This window comes from Aestuariirhabdus litorea (assembly GCF_003864255.1).
In the GTDB taxonomy this organism is placed as follows: Bacteria; Pseudomonadota; Gammaproteobacteria; order Pseudomonadales; family Aestuariirhabdaceae; genus Aestuariirhabdus; species Aestuariirhabdus litorea.
In genome coordinates this window covers 1,098,088-1,113,212 of sequence record NZ_QWEZ01000001.1, presented here as the reverse complement: position 1 = coordinate 1,113,212, position 15,125 = coordinate 1,098,088, and the positions used below count along the sequence as shown (strand labels likewise).

Below are 15,125 nucleotides of genomic sequence, written 5' to 3'. Positions count from 1 at the left end.
GCCTCATCCCGGGCGCAGCGGCAGCACTTCTACCCGTACCCCCTGCTGACGCAAGCGCTCGCGCAGTTGTTCCAGCTCCTGCTGGCAGAGGAACTCCCCCACAGGGGTGCGCTGGTCAAAGGCGCAGAGAAAGAGGCGATCGGTGCCCAGCGGGTGTGCACCCGGCTCCACGCGCAGCCGCGCCCACTGCCGCGGAAGGCCGGTAACCTCTTCGCGCAGGGCATGGCCCTTTTCCACCACCAGACGTGAGGGTCCAAGACGAATCAGCTGCTGGCGAGCGCAATCGCGGCAGGCGCAGTAGAAGGCGCCCATCAGCACCAGCACCTCGACCCCGACGAAGGGAAACACCAGTGGCGCGCCCAGCAGGCTGAACCCCAGCGCGATCAGGCTGCCGAGTGCACTGAGCAGAGCCCAGACCCACAGATTCAGGCGCCAACTCGCCGACTGGTTGGCGCGCAACAGTATCTGTACCTCATTGGACGGTGTAATACGGGTGGCAACCATGATCAGGCTCCCGCAGTCAGGTTAACCTCTCCAGTATAGTTGCCATTTTTGATCACAATCTTTCCCCAAACTGCCCGATTTGTGCCATCGGTGCGCCTTTTTGCCCTGTTGTAATGAGCCTGTATCAAATCAACAGCGGCCCACGGGCCAGCGCCCACAAGGGCCATACCACAGAAGGGGAAAGACCATGAAAAAAACAATCGCACTCGGCAGCCTACTCACCACCCTCAGCCTGCCCACCACCCTGATGGCCGATAGCAGCACCCCCGAAGGGGTGATGGGTATCGGCAGCGGGATTGTGGTGGGTGCCCTGGTCGGAGGGCCCTTCGGCGCGGTAATCGGTGCCGGGTTGGGTCACAGCCTGGGGGAAAAGGTCAGCGAGGCAGCGCAGCTGGAGCAACAGCAGACGCTGCTGGGAGAAGCCAACCAGCGTATCGCCTTCCTGCAGCGCCAACTGGCCACCACTGAGCGACAGCGTCAATCCCTCGAGCGGGCCAACCAAAACTTCGCGCAGCGCCTGCAGTTTGAAGGGTTGCAGCTGGAGGTCCTGTTCCAGACCGCCAGGGCCGAAATCCCCGAAGCAACCCGGGTACGGCTCAACGAGCTGGCGCGTTTTCTCGACGCCAACCCCGAGGTCAGTATCCGCCTGGACGGCTATACCGACGAGCGCGGCGCGGAAGCCTACAACCACTCCCTCTCGCTGCTGCGCACCAACAGCGTCGAGGACTACCTGATCGAGCAGGGAATCAACCCGGCACGCATCCAGAGCCTGGCCCACGGCAAAGAACTGTCCACAACGGCGCAGGGTAACCCCGACCTCCAGGCCCTCGACCGCCGGGTCAGCATCAGCCTGAGCCTTCCTCCCCAGGGCGAGGCCGTCGCCAGCCGGCGCTAGCACCCGCGCCCCCGTCTCTCCTGTCCTTGGGCGCCCCGGCGCCCCTTTTTATGCCCAGGGACGGGCGGGCCGTTTTTTGCTCCTGCAAAAACGGCACTCCCCACTTCCCTGTGGGTCGTATGCCGCGGGCCGATGCCCTGCTCCTGCAAAATCGGCACTCCCCTCTGCCCAATACGTACAGCTCGCCCCCAGCGCGACGATTGCGATAGGATAGCGGGCCAGCAACTGTCGCCTTTTAAGGATCTTTATGGCCCCCCAACGCCAGGCCTATCTCTACGGTATCGGAGCCGTGCTGCTCTGGTCCACCGTCGCCACCGCCTTCAAGCTGAGCCTTCGCTACCTCGACACCCTGCAGCTACTGCTCTACTCCTGCCTGAGTTCAATTCTGGTAATGCTGGGTATCCTGGCGGTACAGGGAAAGCTGTCGGCGATCTGGCCGCTGCTGAAAACGGATTACCGACGCTGGCTGCTGCTAGGACTCCTCAACCCCTTCGGTTACTACCTGATCCTGTTTCAGGCCTACGACCTGCTCCCCGCGCAGCAGGCTCAGCCCCTCAATTACACCTGGGGTATTACCCTGGCGCTGCTGTCGATCCCTCTGCTGGGACAACGCATCAGCCGCTGGGAGATCATTGCCTGCCTGATCAGCTATCTGGGCGTGGTGGTGATCGCGACCCGGGGTGACCTGCTGGCACTGCAGTTCGACAGTCCGTTGGGGGTGGCGCTGGCACTGGTCAGCACGGTGATCTGGGCGCTCTACTGGATCCTGAACACCAAAAATCAACACGACCCCGTCGTCAGCCTGCTGCTCTGCTTCTGTTTCAGCCTGCCTTTTATCCTGGCCACCACCCTGATCTTTTCCAGCGTGGTAGTGAGCGACTGGCGTGGGCTGGCCGGCGCCTTCTATGTGGGTGTCTTCGAGATGGGGTTTGCCTTCGTGCTCTGGCTCAGCGCCATGAAGCGCGCCACCAACACCGCCAAGGTCAGCAACCTGATCTTTCTCTCCCCTTTCCTGTCGCTCTACCTGATCGCCACCTTCGTCGGCGAAAGCATTCACCCGGCCACCTACGCAGGCCTGCTACTGATTCTGGCCGGCGTTGTCCTGCAATCCCGGCTGGGGGGCGCTAAAGCCGGTTAAGCAGCCGAAGGGGGCTGCCACGCCGCCGCGATCTCCGCAGCCAGCTCCCCTCCCGAATGCGTGGTGCCGAGCGCGACACTGCCCTCAGCGCCCACGATCATCGCCATGGCCTGCACGAGCTGATCCACCTGCGCCTGTTGCAGGCTCCAGCCCGAATCGGTTTCAAACCGCTCCACGGAATGTCCAACAGGTTCACCTTCACTGCTCTGTGCATACCAGCCCTTGACCAGCAACCGGTCATTGCTGTCCAGTACAGAGACCAGAAGGTCCGTCTCCTGTCGCGCAAAGAACAGCCTGTCCTTGCTAATGCCATCCCCGAAGATCACCCGATCCTGCCCCCCCTCTGCGCCAGTGGATTCCTCCAGTTGATCCTGGCCAAAGCCCGCGGAAAAGAGATAGCGATCATCACCGGCACCACCGACCAGACGGTCCATACCCTCACCACCCACCAGGAGATCGCTGCCACAGCCCCCCAGCAGCAGGTCATCCCCCGCCTCGCCCCAAAGCTGGTCGGCCCCTTCGCCTCCCGCCAGCAGGTCATTATCGCTTCCGCCCCGGAGTTGGTCGTAACCGGCGCCGCCCAACAAGCGGTCCCGACCTCGCCCCCCTTCAAGAAGGTCATCATCACGGGTACCAACCAGCTCGTCCCGGCCATTGCCCCCGATCAGACTAACCCCTATAGGTTGCAACGACTGCCAGCTCATTGAAGCGCCATCGGCAAACTCAACGGTAGACAGGGCAGCTAAGCTGCCAGCCTCCAGCCACAGCCCCTGACCAAGGTAATCGATCCCCGCTTCGTTGGTGATCTGGAACAGCAACGCTTCGCCCTGCTCGTCATAGCGTGCCGTCACCTCATCGGCATCAACCCCCTCACCAAACACCAGCCGGTTGCCCCCCTGGCTGTCCTCTATCCGGTCCAAGCCATCTCCCAGTCGGTAGTGGTAGCGGTCATCTCCGCCTCCCCCCTGCAACAGGTCATCCCCCCGCCCACCCTGCAGGCGATCATTGCCCTCGCCACCCAGCAGCCGGTTATCACCGTCATTTCCGGCCAGCCAGTTATCAAGTTCATTGCCTATGCCGGTCAGTTTCTCACTACCCAACAGCTGCAGGTTCTCCACCTCACTCGTCAGCTGATAATCGATCCCGGCGTCGACCCAGTCCTCCCCCTCCGCCGCCCACTCGATAACCTGATCGCCGCTGTGGTCAACCCGGTAACGATCACTCCCCTGACCGCCAGCCATCCAATCGGCCCCCTGGGCACCGTCCAGACGATTATCGCCGCTGTTACCCTGAAGGCGGTTCGACAGGCTATTGCCCGTTGCATCGATGGATAGGGTTCCGGTCAGCGTTAAGGCTTCAACCTGATCGGGCAGGGTAAAACTCACCGAGGCCAGCACCTGATCGTAACCGGCTCCATAGGCCTCCTCCACCTGATCGGTTATCCACTCGACCACAAGTGCGGGGACCAGAACGTCTGCACCCTCCCGGCTCTCGACGTTAAGTGATAAATCCTCGCTCATCAGGTCAGCTGACACTGCGCTCTCCGATGCTGGGGAATTACCCGCGGATGAAAAAGGATCAGAACCATCATTGACCTTAACAACATGTCCCGGAGCGGCCGCCCGTGCCCCGGGGTTTCCTGGTCCATAGGGTACTCCATCGTTTAGATTCACCTCATGGCCTGGAGGCGGGGCATCCCAGCCGTTGCCCAACCCCTCATTGCCCTTTTCCTTTCCTGCTGGGGACTCTTCGTAATCATGGGGAAAACGGCAGTCGAGAGTCAGGTCGCGCTCCACCGGCGTCTCCAGCAAGACCCACTCGATACGTTCCTGCCGATAGCCGTCGACGATATAAAGATCGTCGCCGGCACCACCGGCCAACCGGTCAATGCCAAGGCCACCGTCCAGGTGGTCGTCGCCCTCACCGCCCAGCAAAATGTCACGTCCCTCACCTCCATCAAGGAAATCGTTACCACTGCCCCCCTCCAGCCAATCGTCGCCCAAGCCGCCCCAGAGCTGGTCGTTGTTGCTGAGCAGGGCCTCCCGCTCACGATAGGGCTGCCAATCCGGCGCCTCGTTACCCCAGTTGTCCCATTCAGGGTTCCATGCGGCACCGGGATCGCCACTGACCAGCAGGGTTCCACCATCGGCGCCCCCCAACAGCCGGTCATCGCCAGCTCCGCCAAAGAGGAGGTCGTCTCCCGAGCCACCGTCCAGGTAATCGTCCCCCTCGCCCCCTTCCAGGCGGTCGCTATTGGACCAGGCCATTGGCCCGAGCCAGGAGTGGGGATCACTATCCCAGCCCTCATCGGTGTCGACGCGGTCCGGATCCTCACCGCCCAGCAGCCAGTCATCTCCGCTACCACCCACCAGATGATCATCGCCACTGCCGCCATCAAGCCAATCGGACCCGGCCATCCCCTCCAGCAGGTTCCTGTCGCGGTTACCGATTATGCGATTGTCCTCCGCGTTACCGTGGCCATTGGCAATTCCGCTGCCCACCAGCTCCAGCGACTCCAGATGCCCTGCCAGGGTATAGCTGCCCAGGCTCAAGACGCGGTCATAACCGCCGTCAGCCTGCTCGACCACCTGCTCCTGCGCTCCCCAGATTTCGTAGGTATCGTCTCCCACGCCCCCCTCCAGAAGATCCGCTCCACCTCTACCCACCAAGAGGTCGTCTCCTTCCAAACCCTGCAGATGGTTGCTGTGGTCGTTACCGATCAGCAGGTTACCCAACTCATTACCGACACCATCAATGGGCGACCAACCCACCAGCTCCAGCTCCTCAACCCCGGAGGTTAGTTGGTAGCTGATAGAGGCGACCACGCGATCCAGTCCCTCGCCGGCTAACTCCTCAACCCGGTCGAGTGCATTATCCACACGGTACTGATCATCCCCCTGACCACCGCGCATCCAGTCCGCGCCCTGGCCGCCATCGAGCAGGTCATTTCCACTGCCTCCATCGAGCCGATCATCACCCGCATAGCCATAGAGGCGGTCATCACCGTCACCACCGAACAGGCTCTCGCCACCACGATTTCCTTCCATGCGATTGGAGAGCCCATTGCCATAGACCACCAGCCCCTGTGGCGAGGCGACCTTCAGGTTTTCCACGTAGTCCGGCAGGCTGTAGTCGACGAAGGTCTCGAGCCAATCCGAATCCCCCTCATTTTCATACTCCACCACCCGGTCACCGGTATTGTCGATGATGTAGTGATCGTTGCCGATGCCTCCCTGCATACGATCAGCACCGCTTCCACCATCAAGATGGTTCGATAAGTCGTTTCCAATAAGGAGATTATCCAGCTCATTACCCAAGGCACTAAAGACTCCATCTCGAAGCACCAGCTCCTCAACCTGGTTCTCGAGGCGGTAGCCCTCGACAAACAGCTCGACACGATCAATGCCGCCCTCCGCCTGCTCGATAATACGGTCATGAAGATCGCTAATGCGGAAGCGGTCGTTGCCCTCTCCTCCCACCAACAGGTCGGAGCCTGTGCCGCCATCGATGAGGTCGCTTCCCGCCCCTCCATAGAGGCTGTCGTTGCCACCCTCTCCAAAGAGCTGATTATCAGCCCCGTTGCCCTCAATCAGGTTGTCCGTGTTGCTGCCCCAGGCGGTGAGATTGCTCTCCCCCAACATCGTCAGCCGTTCCACATGGAGGGACATCCTGTGATCGGTGGTTGCCAATACATGGTCATCTCCGCTTTCGGGTAGCTCATGGATCTGGTCGCCAGGATCATCGACCCGATAGAGATCATCGCCAAGGCCACCGGCCAATGTGTCGGCACCGTCACCCCCATCCAGGTGGTCGTTACCCTGCCCGCCCACCAGGCTATCATTGCCTGCTCCACCGATCAGATGGTTGTCGAGCTCATTACCTTGCAGAAGGTTGTCCTGCGCGTTGCCAACCCCGGTGCGAGCTTCACCCTGGAGGCTGAGGTGTTCAACGTGTTCGGGCAGCTGGTAATCGATCAGGCTATCGACCCGATCGACTCCCTCACCCGCTCGCTCTTCCACCCGGTCCAATGGGTTATCCACTTGGTATTGGTCATCCCCCTCCATCCCCAGCATGCGATCGGCTCCGCTGCCACCGTCAAGGATATCGTCACCGGCCAGTCCGTAGAGGCTATCGTCGCCGCCATAGCCCATCAGCCGGTCAAAGGCGTTGGTGCCCCAGAGGCTGTCATTCGCATCGGAGCCTTGATTATCGATCCCCAGCTGTAGCAACTGCAGGTAGTTGATAGAAACGCCATCGCTGAACTGAAAATCGCTAATCCCGCTACCGGCGTAGACGTCGTTGGGGTCGAAATTGATCAGATGAGCGATCGGCTGGCCATCGATGGAGATCAACAGCGAGCCCTGGGACAGCGAAATCCGGTTCATTCCCTGTGCGTAGCTCAGGTCGCCGAATTTGAGGCGATTCTCCTCGCGATCCATGATACTTACCGCATCCTGCCCCACCCGAATGTCGTAGGTATCGTACCCCTCCTCACCGATCAGGAGGCCACCCCCCAAAGTATCGGTGAGTTCATCCTGGCCGCTGCCCGCCACCAGAACGTCATAGCCCTCTCCGCCAATCAACCAGTCGTGGCCACTGCCGCCGTGCAAGTAATCATCCCCCGCATCGCCCTGAAGGCGGTCGTTATCCTCGCCACCGTAGAGGCGATCGTTACCTGCCCCGCCGACCAGCGCATCGTCACCCTCGTCACCGTGCAATTCGTCATTGCCCAGCTGCCCCAGCAAGTAATCGCCCCCCTTACCTCCGGAGAGGTAATCATCGCCGCTGGCCCCCAAGGTATTGTCCCCCTGGATCTGGTCGTTGCCGCCGTTACCGTAGAGGCGATCATCTCCCCCATCGCCCCAGATCAGGTCACGCTCATCGCCACCGATGATCAGGTCGTCGCCCTGCTCCTCCAGCGGGGTATCAATGCCATCGCCATTGAGCCGATTGAGCCCGCTCCCACCCACCAGCAGGTCGTTTCCGGCTCCCCCATGGAGAGTATCGTCTCCAGCTCCCCCAAGCAGCGAGTCGTCCCCAGCCTCGCCCCCCAGGTAGTCATTACCAGCTTGTCCCAGCAGCAGATCATTCCCCTCGCCGCCCCAGATATAGTCGCTTCCACCACCGCCCCAGATCTGGTCATTGCCCGGGACTATCCTGCTAGTGTCCCCCTGGTGGTCGCCGATAATGGTGACATCTCTCCCACGATACTCTATCGACCATTCGGGGTTGGCCATCGCCCAGTCCCGATCTCCGAAGAGATAATCGGACCCTCCACCGCCGTAGATCAGGTCATCTCCCGAGCCGCCACCCATCAGGTCCGACTCGAGTCCACCGATCAGCAGGTCATCCCCCTCCTGACCTGAGAGGTTGTCCCCTAACACCTGCAAGGCGTCAGGACCGACCTGCTCCTCTCGGTCGATTGGCGTTTCGGTATCCTGGGCGAAGAGGCGATCATCGCCATCGCCACCGATCAGCAGGTCCCGCCCTTCTCCCCCTTGAAGCAGGTCATTGCCGTAACCGCCGATCAGGGTGTCCCATCCACCTTCGCCCAGCAGCTCATCGTCTCCCCCCAGCCCCAGCAGTGTGTTTTCGCCGAGATCACCGGTGAGGCGGTTGTTAAAGTCATCCCCCATCAGGTCCCAGGGGTTTTCCTCATCGAGCACAGAGCTCGAATCAATGGAGGGAGCGCTAAACCAACGCGACGAGGGGTTATCGAGTAGCGCCAGCACCTCTGCCTCGGTGTCCGTCCCCTCACGGCCATAGAGCTGGTAAACCAGGGGGACCGAACCCAGTGGCGATAGCGAGGGAACATAGGGGGACAGCTCCTGGAATTGAACATTGAGTTTGTCGCTGCCGGGTTCCGTGCGCAGGCGGTAACCTTCAGAGGACCAATCGAGATGAGTCGCGCCCACTACCGCGAGCTGCGAAAACTCACCCATCGAATTGACTCCGGGCAGGTCCAGGGTCAGCAGTTGCGACCGGGTTTGAGGGGCCCGGGCGATCGAAAGCTCAAGCTCCCCGCGATAGCCTCCGTATGTGGTTTTGCTTTCACTCCATTGGCTTTCTGTCAGGGTCTGGGTAGCGATCTTCAGATGATCGATCGCCGCTTCAAATTGCTCCGCCAGGGGGCCGCTACGACGTTCATTCTCAGCGCTGAGGCGCTCGAGCAGATCAACCGCATCGGCTTGTGACAACTGATCCCGAAACAGGTCGGCTAGGGACCCCAGCATCGAACCCAGAGTTCCAAGCAGGCCCGACTCGGCAGAGGGATCATAGCCCTCAATCCCCGAAGGAAAGTGGGTGCTCTCGATCAGCTTCGGAATCAACTGCCCCTGCTGGTCGAGCCCCACCACCAGGCTGCGAATCGCTTCCGACTGGTGTTTCAGATAGCTATCCCCGCCAATCACCCCCGCTGCTGCGAGGGCCGCCGCAGGAGACAGCGCCACCGCCATGGTCGAGAGCAACAGCAGGCTGGCCTCGCCACCACTTACACCCAGCCCTGAGAGCCCCTCCACCACTGCCCCCACCAGCGATGAGCCCTGGTCGGTGACCAGATCATACTCGCTGCCAATCATCTCTCCCGAGACGGATGAAACCACACTACCGACGATGGAGATATTAACCAGATCGCCGGGGTTGTTAAGTTGAGGGTTATAGGCTGAAAGCAACCCTAGCCGATCGGTATTATCAGTAAACCAAGGCTCCAAGCTGCTTTGAAAATCCTGATTTTGTGATAGCGCCAGCATACCCGGAGCATCAAAGGTATAGCCCGGCAAACCAAACACACTGCTGCTGATCTGGGCCAGGGCGCCCCCCAGGGAGTGGCCGGCTAGATAGACCTGTGCCTCACTATCGAGTCCAACCGTTTGCATCACATCCAATGTAAACTGAAGCGCATCCTCAAACTGCGGGTGGTAGGTAGAACCCAACGACAGTGCCCAGTCGGCTCCGAAATCTCCGTTCAGGCCATCGGTGCCACGAAAGGCAATAACCACCTCCGCGCCATTGGACCCTTCGCGGGTGACCGCATAGGCGTAGAAACCACTTTCAGGATCATATTGCCTTCCAGATCCGTTGACACCCACAGACTCCACAAAATTCCAGCCCGCAGGAGCCAACCCAGAAAGGTCGGTTACCTCTTTGGGGTTGTACACATCGACGCTTAAAAGCATCAGATCACTGATTAAACTGGTCATAACCTCTCCTTCCCTGGAAATAGTTACTGGGCGATAGTGTTCTATTGCTTTGTTAAGGACTCCAATGAAGCACCATAGACTCGAGGGATATCTGGAACCTCTCGAAGATCCAGATAGCTCCTTGTTCGGTCTAAAAACTGACCGGGGATATAAAACCGATGGTCGATGCTGTAGGGCCTCCCATCCCGTGCCACTAAATCGCCTCGCCCGACGGTAAAGAGCAGCATTTGATAGTCCTCTGCTTTGAAAGTCATATGGGTACTACCATGCATAAGCACAAAGTCATTTAATATCTCGCGGTCAAACCAGAAGACCGGAACCCCTCCGCCATGAACAGGGACGTCACCCTTAAGACGGACAGCCTGGTAACTGATATTTGTCCCCCCAGCAAACCAATCCCGGTTTACCCTCACCGCCTTATCGGCTTCAAAGAGATAGCGGAAGGAGCCCAGATGACGGCTGGGACCACCGGCACTGCGAGGTTCAGGGAAAGCCTTAGCCACCTGCTCATTGCTAAAGATAAAATCGATATAGGGGCCACCTGCAACCAAGTGCCCTGGCTTTCTCAAAAAGGTGACACCTCCATCCTTTTTCCAGTAATAGACCACCGCCTCAACCCCCTGCAGATCCTCGTCAATCCACTGCTCCGGGAGGCCAAAACGCTCGGCAAAGTCGCGGGTATAGACCCACTGGTAGACCGTTGGGGGGATATCGATTACCCGGTCCTCGGTAAGGTAAAAGGGCTCATCGCGTCTTGCCTGATGGTAAAAACGAACCCGCTCCAGATAGCTGTCGGTCAGGCCGATACGGTAACTCCCCAACACCAACTCGCCGGCACTCCCCGGCATCTGCTGGCAGTCAAACACCAGCAGCAGGCGATCCAGCCCCTTGCCGATGGAGCGCTGGTAGTTGCGTACCCGCAGCGGAACCACCCGATCACCGGCCACCCAGTTCAGCTGATGGCGACCGGCGGAGTCGGTTTCAGCGATACCCACCGCGCGCCGGGCCCATTGCCGGTCCGCCTCGCGAAGCAGCTTCAGCTGGGCGATGGGCTCCGGTGAATGGGGATAGATATAGCGCCGGCCCGACTCGTTAATGCCCACCAGCCAGGGGATCTCCGCCTCCTGATTCAGGTAGAGATCGAACAGGCACTCGGCGGGGCGCCAGGGCTCGTAAGCGTAAACCTCGGTGCGAAAGGCGATCCCCTCTACCCCCGACAGCTCAGGTTCCAGCCAACGATTCGGCATTGCAAACCGCTTCGCAAAGGCAGGAGTATACCCCCAGGCGTTGATATCAAACTTGCCCTTACCCTCCATCACCGTGCCGCCGAAGCGCTCGGTGTAGTTGTTGCCCTTCACCAGATAGCCCGCTGCCGCTGGCAAGGAACCCATCAGGGCTAATAGCAGAAACCCTGCCTGAACCCGGTTTCGTAGCCCTTTCATCTCAACCTCCACCCTTTGATGAAGTGCTAGGTTGCGCTGAAAAAACGGTTAAGCTGCAATGAATGTGCATCGATCACCTCTTGTCCTGCGAGTTGTCATCTTGTGAAAAGGCCTTCAAATCATGCTGGTAGATAGGTTTAGGGGGATTTTTCAGGTCCTCTTCAATCTCTCGTTCAAAGGCTTTAATGGAGTCATACTCCTGAAGACATAGCCCCAGCATAATGATCGCCACCAACAAGCCTATGCATAACATCGTATATTCAGGATCAAAGTAATCGAGTAGCATCCTACCCCTCCCTCTATGTTTTTCCTGTAGAGATATTAGCGCTCACGGATACTCTCACTCCCATATCGCAAAAGTGGCGAAATGAAAAAATCGAGTATCCTTCGTGTTCCCGTTTTAATCTCTACCGATACATCCATACCGGCCAGCAGACGCTGCTCCACCCCGTCAACGGCTAGAGTGTTGGAAGAGAGTGAAACCAGGGCTTTATAGACAGGTCCCTTCCCGCTCTCATCGCTGGCATCGGCCGACACCAGATCAATCTGGCCCGGGATATCGCCGTAACGCGTGTAGTTGAAACTGTCCACTTTCACTTGAGTGCTCTGGCCTACGGAGACGAAACCCACATCCCGGTTCTGCACCCAAACCTCTGCCTGTAGATCACCGGTGGCAGGTACAACCTCCATCAGTAGCTGGGCTGCCGGAATGACCGTGCCCTGCGTTAAAGGTATTACATGACGAACCACTCCATCGATGGGGGAAGTGATAAGGGTACTGGCCAGCTCCCGTTGAACCTTTACCATCAGCTGCCCCAGCTTCTGTAGCTCCAGCGCCAGTGACTCCTCCAGAGAAAGTGCCTCCGCAGCCTGGGTGGCCAGAAGCTGTTGGTCCTCCGTCAGGGTTCTTTGGATGTCGGCCTGAACCCGAGCCCACCGGGCTTGAAGGCTATCCAGCGACGACTCCACTTCGATATAGCGTTGCTCTGCATCAAGGTACTGCAGCCTCGGAGCCAACTTTTGCAGATAGAGTGCGTGTAAGGCATCACGCCGTTCACGCTGCATCGGTAAGATTCGGGTAAGCTTTTTCTGTTCGGCCTCTACGTCATGCCGTTGAGCCTCCAGGGCGTTAACACGCGCCCTGTTCCCAAACCGAACAGCGAGTAGCTGTTGCCACTGACGCTCTAAGAGAGGGGTACTCGTTGTGCGTGGAGGCTCAGCATCGAGCAGCAGCTGTCCCAGGGGGATGGTGCCCATATGATCGACCAGACCTCGACGCGCTCGTTGCCTTTCGAGCCGCTCCAGAACCACGCTTATCTGCTCGCCCAGGCTCTCTATATCGGCGCGGATCATGGTGTCGTCGAGCGTCACAAGGAGATCTCCGGCTTTTACCAGTGCTCCCTCCTTTACAGGCGGCGTCATTATTCGCCCCATCAACTCAGACTGAATCGAGGCGACCCCCACAACCGGTACCAGCTTGCCTCGGGCAACCGCCACTATATCGATCTGGCCAAACCATCCCCACCCAAGTGCAACAACAAATAGTCCCATGATCATCAGGCTGAACAGTCGACCCAATGGGTTAGGCGCTGACTGTTCGACTGCGAGTGCATCGGGAAGGAAGGCACAACGCAGGCGCTCCTGCCGTCGAGCTTGCCAGGCGCTTCTCCACCTCTGAAGGCGGCCTGCCGCTATCATGGGCCCGCTCCACCAGCCTGCAGCGCAAGCATCCGTGCATAGTGCCCCTTGAGCTTAAGTAACTCCGCAGGGGCACCCTGCTCGACCAGGTGCCCCTGCTCCATGACCAGAATCTTATTCGCTTCGGCCACCGTCGACAGCCGGTGAGCGATGATGATCAGCGTTCGGTTCCGGGCTATTCTGCGCAGTTGCTGCTGGATCACCCGCTCCGATTCATAATCGAGGGCACTGGTGGCCTCATCAAAAATCAGGATACGCGGATCCTTTAGCAGTGCCCGCGCGATGGCGATGCGCTGCTTCTGCCCTCCTGAAAGTCCACAGCCCTGCTCGCCCACCTCGGTGTCATAGCCCTCGGGAAGCTGCAGGATAAACTCATGGGCACCGGACAGTTGCGCAACCTGCATCACCCGTTCCAGTGAAGCCCCCGGGTCGGCGAGCGCGATGTTATCGCGAATCGAGCGGTTAAAGAGGAAGTTATCCTGCAATACCACCCCCACCTGCTGACGCAACCAGTCGGGATCGGCCACCGCCAGATCCATCTCATCGACCATTATCCGGCCACTTTCAAGCAGGTATAAGCGCTGCAGTAAACGGGCGATGGTGCTTTTCCCCGAGCCCGACCGCCCGATTATGCCAACTATTTCACCCGCCTTTATCTCAAAAGAGAGCTGCCTCAGGGCAGCAGGGCGTTGGGGGTCATAGCGGAAACCGACCTGCTCAAAGCGGATACGACCCTGGATCACCCCTGCACTGCTGGTGCGGGTAGAGTTTCTATTTTCGGTCGGAATATTGAGAATTTCACCCAGGCGCTCGATGGAAAGTCCCGCCTGCTGGAAATCCTGCCACAGCTGGACAAGGCGCAGTATGGGGGCGTTGATACGAGCCGCGATCATATTAAACGCAACCAGCATACCGACACTCATAGCACCGGCGATCACCTGCTGAGCCCCCACCCAGAGTATCGCAACGGTGACCAGTTTGCTGATGCCGAACGCCAGCTGGCTCGCCAGGTTTCCCAGTTGCGAAGCGCGGAAATCGGCGCGCACATAGGCGGCCAGCTGATCCTCCCACTGGCGCTGCATGCGGGGTTCAACGGCCATTGATTTAAGAGTCTCAATACCGCTGACCGATTCCACCAAAAAAGATTGATTGGCGGCTCCGAGTTGAAACTTCTCCTCCAGGCGCGCTTTCAACAGGGGCGTCACCAAAGCCGACAGCGCCACATAACAAGGAATCGAAACGGCGACGATAGAGCACAGCAGCGGGCTATACAGGTAGAGCACCAGAAAAAACAACAGGCTGAAGAGAAGATCTACGCACAGCGTCAGTGCAGAGCCGGTCAAAAACTGCCTCAGGCTATCGAGCTCCCGAACCCGTGCCACCGTCTCTCCCGTACGCCGGCGCTGGTGGTAGGCGATGGGAAGGTGGATCAGGTGGTCGAACAGACGGGCACCCAGGATCAGGTCGATACGGTTGCTGGTATGGGCAAACAGGTAGTTTCGCAAGGTGCCCAGTGCCACCTCAAACAACGCAATCACCAGTAGCCCAAAAGCCAGCACATCGAGGGTCGTATAGCCCTTGTGAGCAAGCACCTTATCAATAATGACCTGGAAAAAGAGCGGCGTGACCAGCGAGAAGAGCTGGATAAACACCGAGGCGAGAAGAACTTCGGTAAGCAGCTTTCGGTGTTTTTTTAGCGCGGGTATGAACCAACGGATATCAAAGCGACGACTGCCAGCCCCCCTTCCGCCAGCCGTTTGCAGCAAAATACAGTCGCCACTCACCAGGTTGTCCAGTACATCCACGGATAGGCGCTCGGGTGCCGTCTTGGCTGGATCCTGTACCAGTACCTCTCCTTTCTCACGGCGAACCACCACTATAAACCGCCCATCTTTATAGCGGGCCAGTAGCGGCATAGGAAGCTTCAGTAGCTGGAGGGTGGAGGTACTGTGTAAGCGGGCCCTCAACCCCACCGACTTGGCGATCCGGACCAGCTGCTTGAGTTCATCGGACTCCGGCGCGGGGGGAAAACGGTGCTGTAACTGCGGTACAGAAGCGGCTACGCCCAACAGGCGTGCACCGATTACCAGGGCCGGCAAGCCCGACTGAGTAAAGGTGTCCTTATCCATGTGCCAACAATCCTTTGTTGGTTATGAGGCATACATCTGTACAAAGCTTGAGCTGCGATAGTAAAAAAATAGACTCCATACAAGAAACAGGACGATCCCCATTTGCGTGTAGGAGATCAC

The 15,125-nt window shown here is 59.0% G+C and carries 8 protein-coding genes; 2 read left to right on the top strand and 6 right to left on the bottom strand.

Annotated elements, in window-relative coordinates; all coding sequences use genetic code 11:
• Positions 1-3: 3 nt before the first annotated feature.
• Positions 4-504 carry a DUF2244 domain-containing protein gene (locus D0544_RS05230; RefSeq protein WP_125014941.1) on the bottom strand — a complete coding sequence of 167 codons (501 nt, stop codon included), beginning with the start codon at positions 502-504 and terminating at the stop codon, positions 4-6.
• Between the two features lie 187 nt (positions 505-691).
• On the opposite strand from D0544_RS05230, the gene D0544_RS05225 reads away from it, so the two are divergent.
• Together D0544_RS05225 and D0544_RS05220 are read left to right on the top strand one after the other, a co-directional pair.
• Positions 692-1,399: an OmpA family protein gene (locus tag D0544_RS05225; RefSeq protein WP_125014940.1), complete on the top strand. Its 708-nt coding sequence runs from the start codon at positions 692-694 to the stop codon at positions 1,397-1,399.
• A gap of 247 nt (positions 1,400-1,646) precedes the next feature.
• Positions 1,647-2,537: a DMT family transporter gene (locus tag D0544_RS05220; RefSeq protein ID WP_125014939.1), complete on the top strand. Its 891-nt coding sequence runs from the start codon at positions 1,647-1,649 to the stop codon at positions 2,535-2,537.
• Here D0544_RS05220 and D0544_RS17290 read toward each other — a convergent pair.
• The 5 genes from D0544_RS17290 to D0544_RS05195 form a co-directional block, all read right to left on the bottom strand.
• Entirely contained in the window at positions 2,534-9,736 is a 7,203-nt protein-coding gene (locus D0544_RS17290; RefSeq protein ID WP_125014938.1) for a Tle-like phospholipase domain-containing protein, read from the bottom strand. The two genes, D0544_RS05220 and D0544_RS17290, sit on opposite strands and share 4 nt — an antisense overlap.
• Positions 9,737-9,777: 41 nt before the next feature.
• Positions 9,778-11,178: a hypothetical protein gene (locus tag D0544_RS05210; RefSeq protein WP_125014937.1), complete on the bottom strand. Its 1,401-nt coding sequence runs from the start codon at positions 11,176-11,178 to the stop codon at positions 9,778-9,780.
• Between the two features lie 73 nt (positions 11,179-11,251).
• Positions 11,252-11,464, bottom strand: a complete 213-nt coding sequence (locus D0544_RS05205; RefSeq protein ID WP_125014936.1) for a hypothetical protein — start codon at positions 11,462-11,464, stop codon at positions 11,252-11,254.
• A gap of 35 nt (positions 11,465-11,499) precedes the next feature.
• Positions 11,500-12,876, bottom strand: coding sequence for an HlyD family type I secretion periplasmic adaptor subunit (locus D0544_RS05200; protein ID WP_125014935.1), 1,377 nt, complete (start codon positions 12,874-12,876; stop codon positions 11,500-11,502).
• Positions 12,873-15,005 carry a type I secretion system permease/ATPase gene (locus D0544_RS05195; RefSeq protein WP_125014934.1) on the bottom strand — a complete coding sequence of 711 codons (2,133 nt, stop codon included), beginning with the start codon at positions 15,003-15,005 and terminating at the stop codon, positions 12,873-12,875. Before D0544_RS05195 ends, D0544_RS05200 begins: the two co-directional genes overlap by 4 nt.
• Between the last annotated feature and the right edge of the window lie 120 nt (positions 15,006-15,125).

Coding starts and splice junctions, on each gene's coding strand:
- D0544_RS05205 (WP_125014936.1), bottom strand. CDS start 11,464: ATGCTACTCGATTACTTTGATCCTGAATATACGATGTTATGCATAGGC.
- D0544_RS05225 (WP_125014940.1), top strand. CDS start 692: ATGAAAAAAACAATCGCACTCGGCAGCCTACTCACCACCCTCAGCCTG.
- D0544_RS05230 (WP_125014941.1), bottom strand. CDS start 504: ATGGTTGCCACCCGTATTACACCGTCCAATGAGGTACAGATACTGTTG.
- D0544_RS17290 (WP_125014938.1), bottom strand. CDS start 9,736: ATGACCAGTTTAATCAGTGATCTGATGCTTTTAAGCGTCGATGTGTAC.
- D0544_RS05220 (WP_125014939.1), top strand. CDS start 1,647: ATGGCCCCCCAACGCCAGGCCTATCTCTACGGTATCGGAGCCGTGCTG.
- D0544_RS05200 (WP_125014935.1), bottom strand. CDS start 12,876: ATGATAGCGGCAGGCCGCCTTCAGAGGTGGAGAAGCGCCTGGCAAGCT.
- D0544_RS05195 (WP_125014934.1), bottom strand. CDS start 15,005: ATGGATAAGGACACCTTTACTCAGTCGGGCTTGCCGGCCCTGGTAATC.
- D0544_RS05210 (WP_125014937.1), bottom strand. CDS start 11,178: ATGAAAGGGCTACGAAACCGGGTTCAGGCAGGGTTTCTGCTATTAGCC.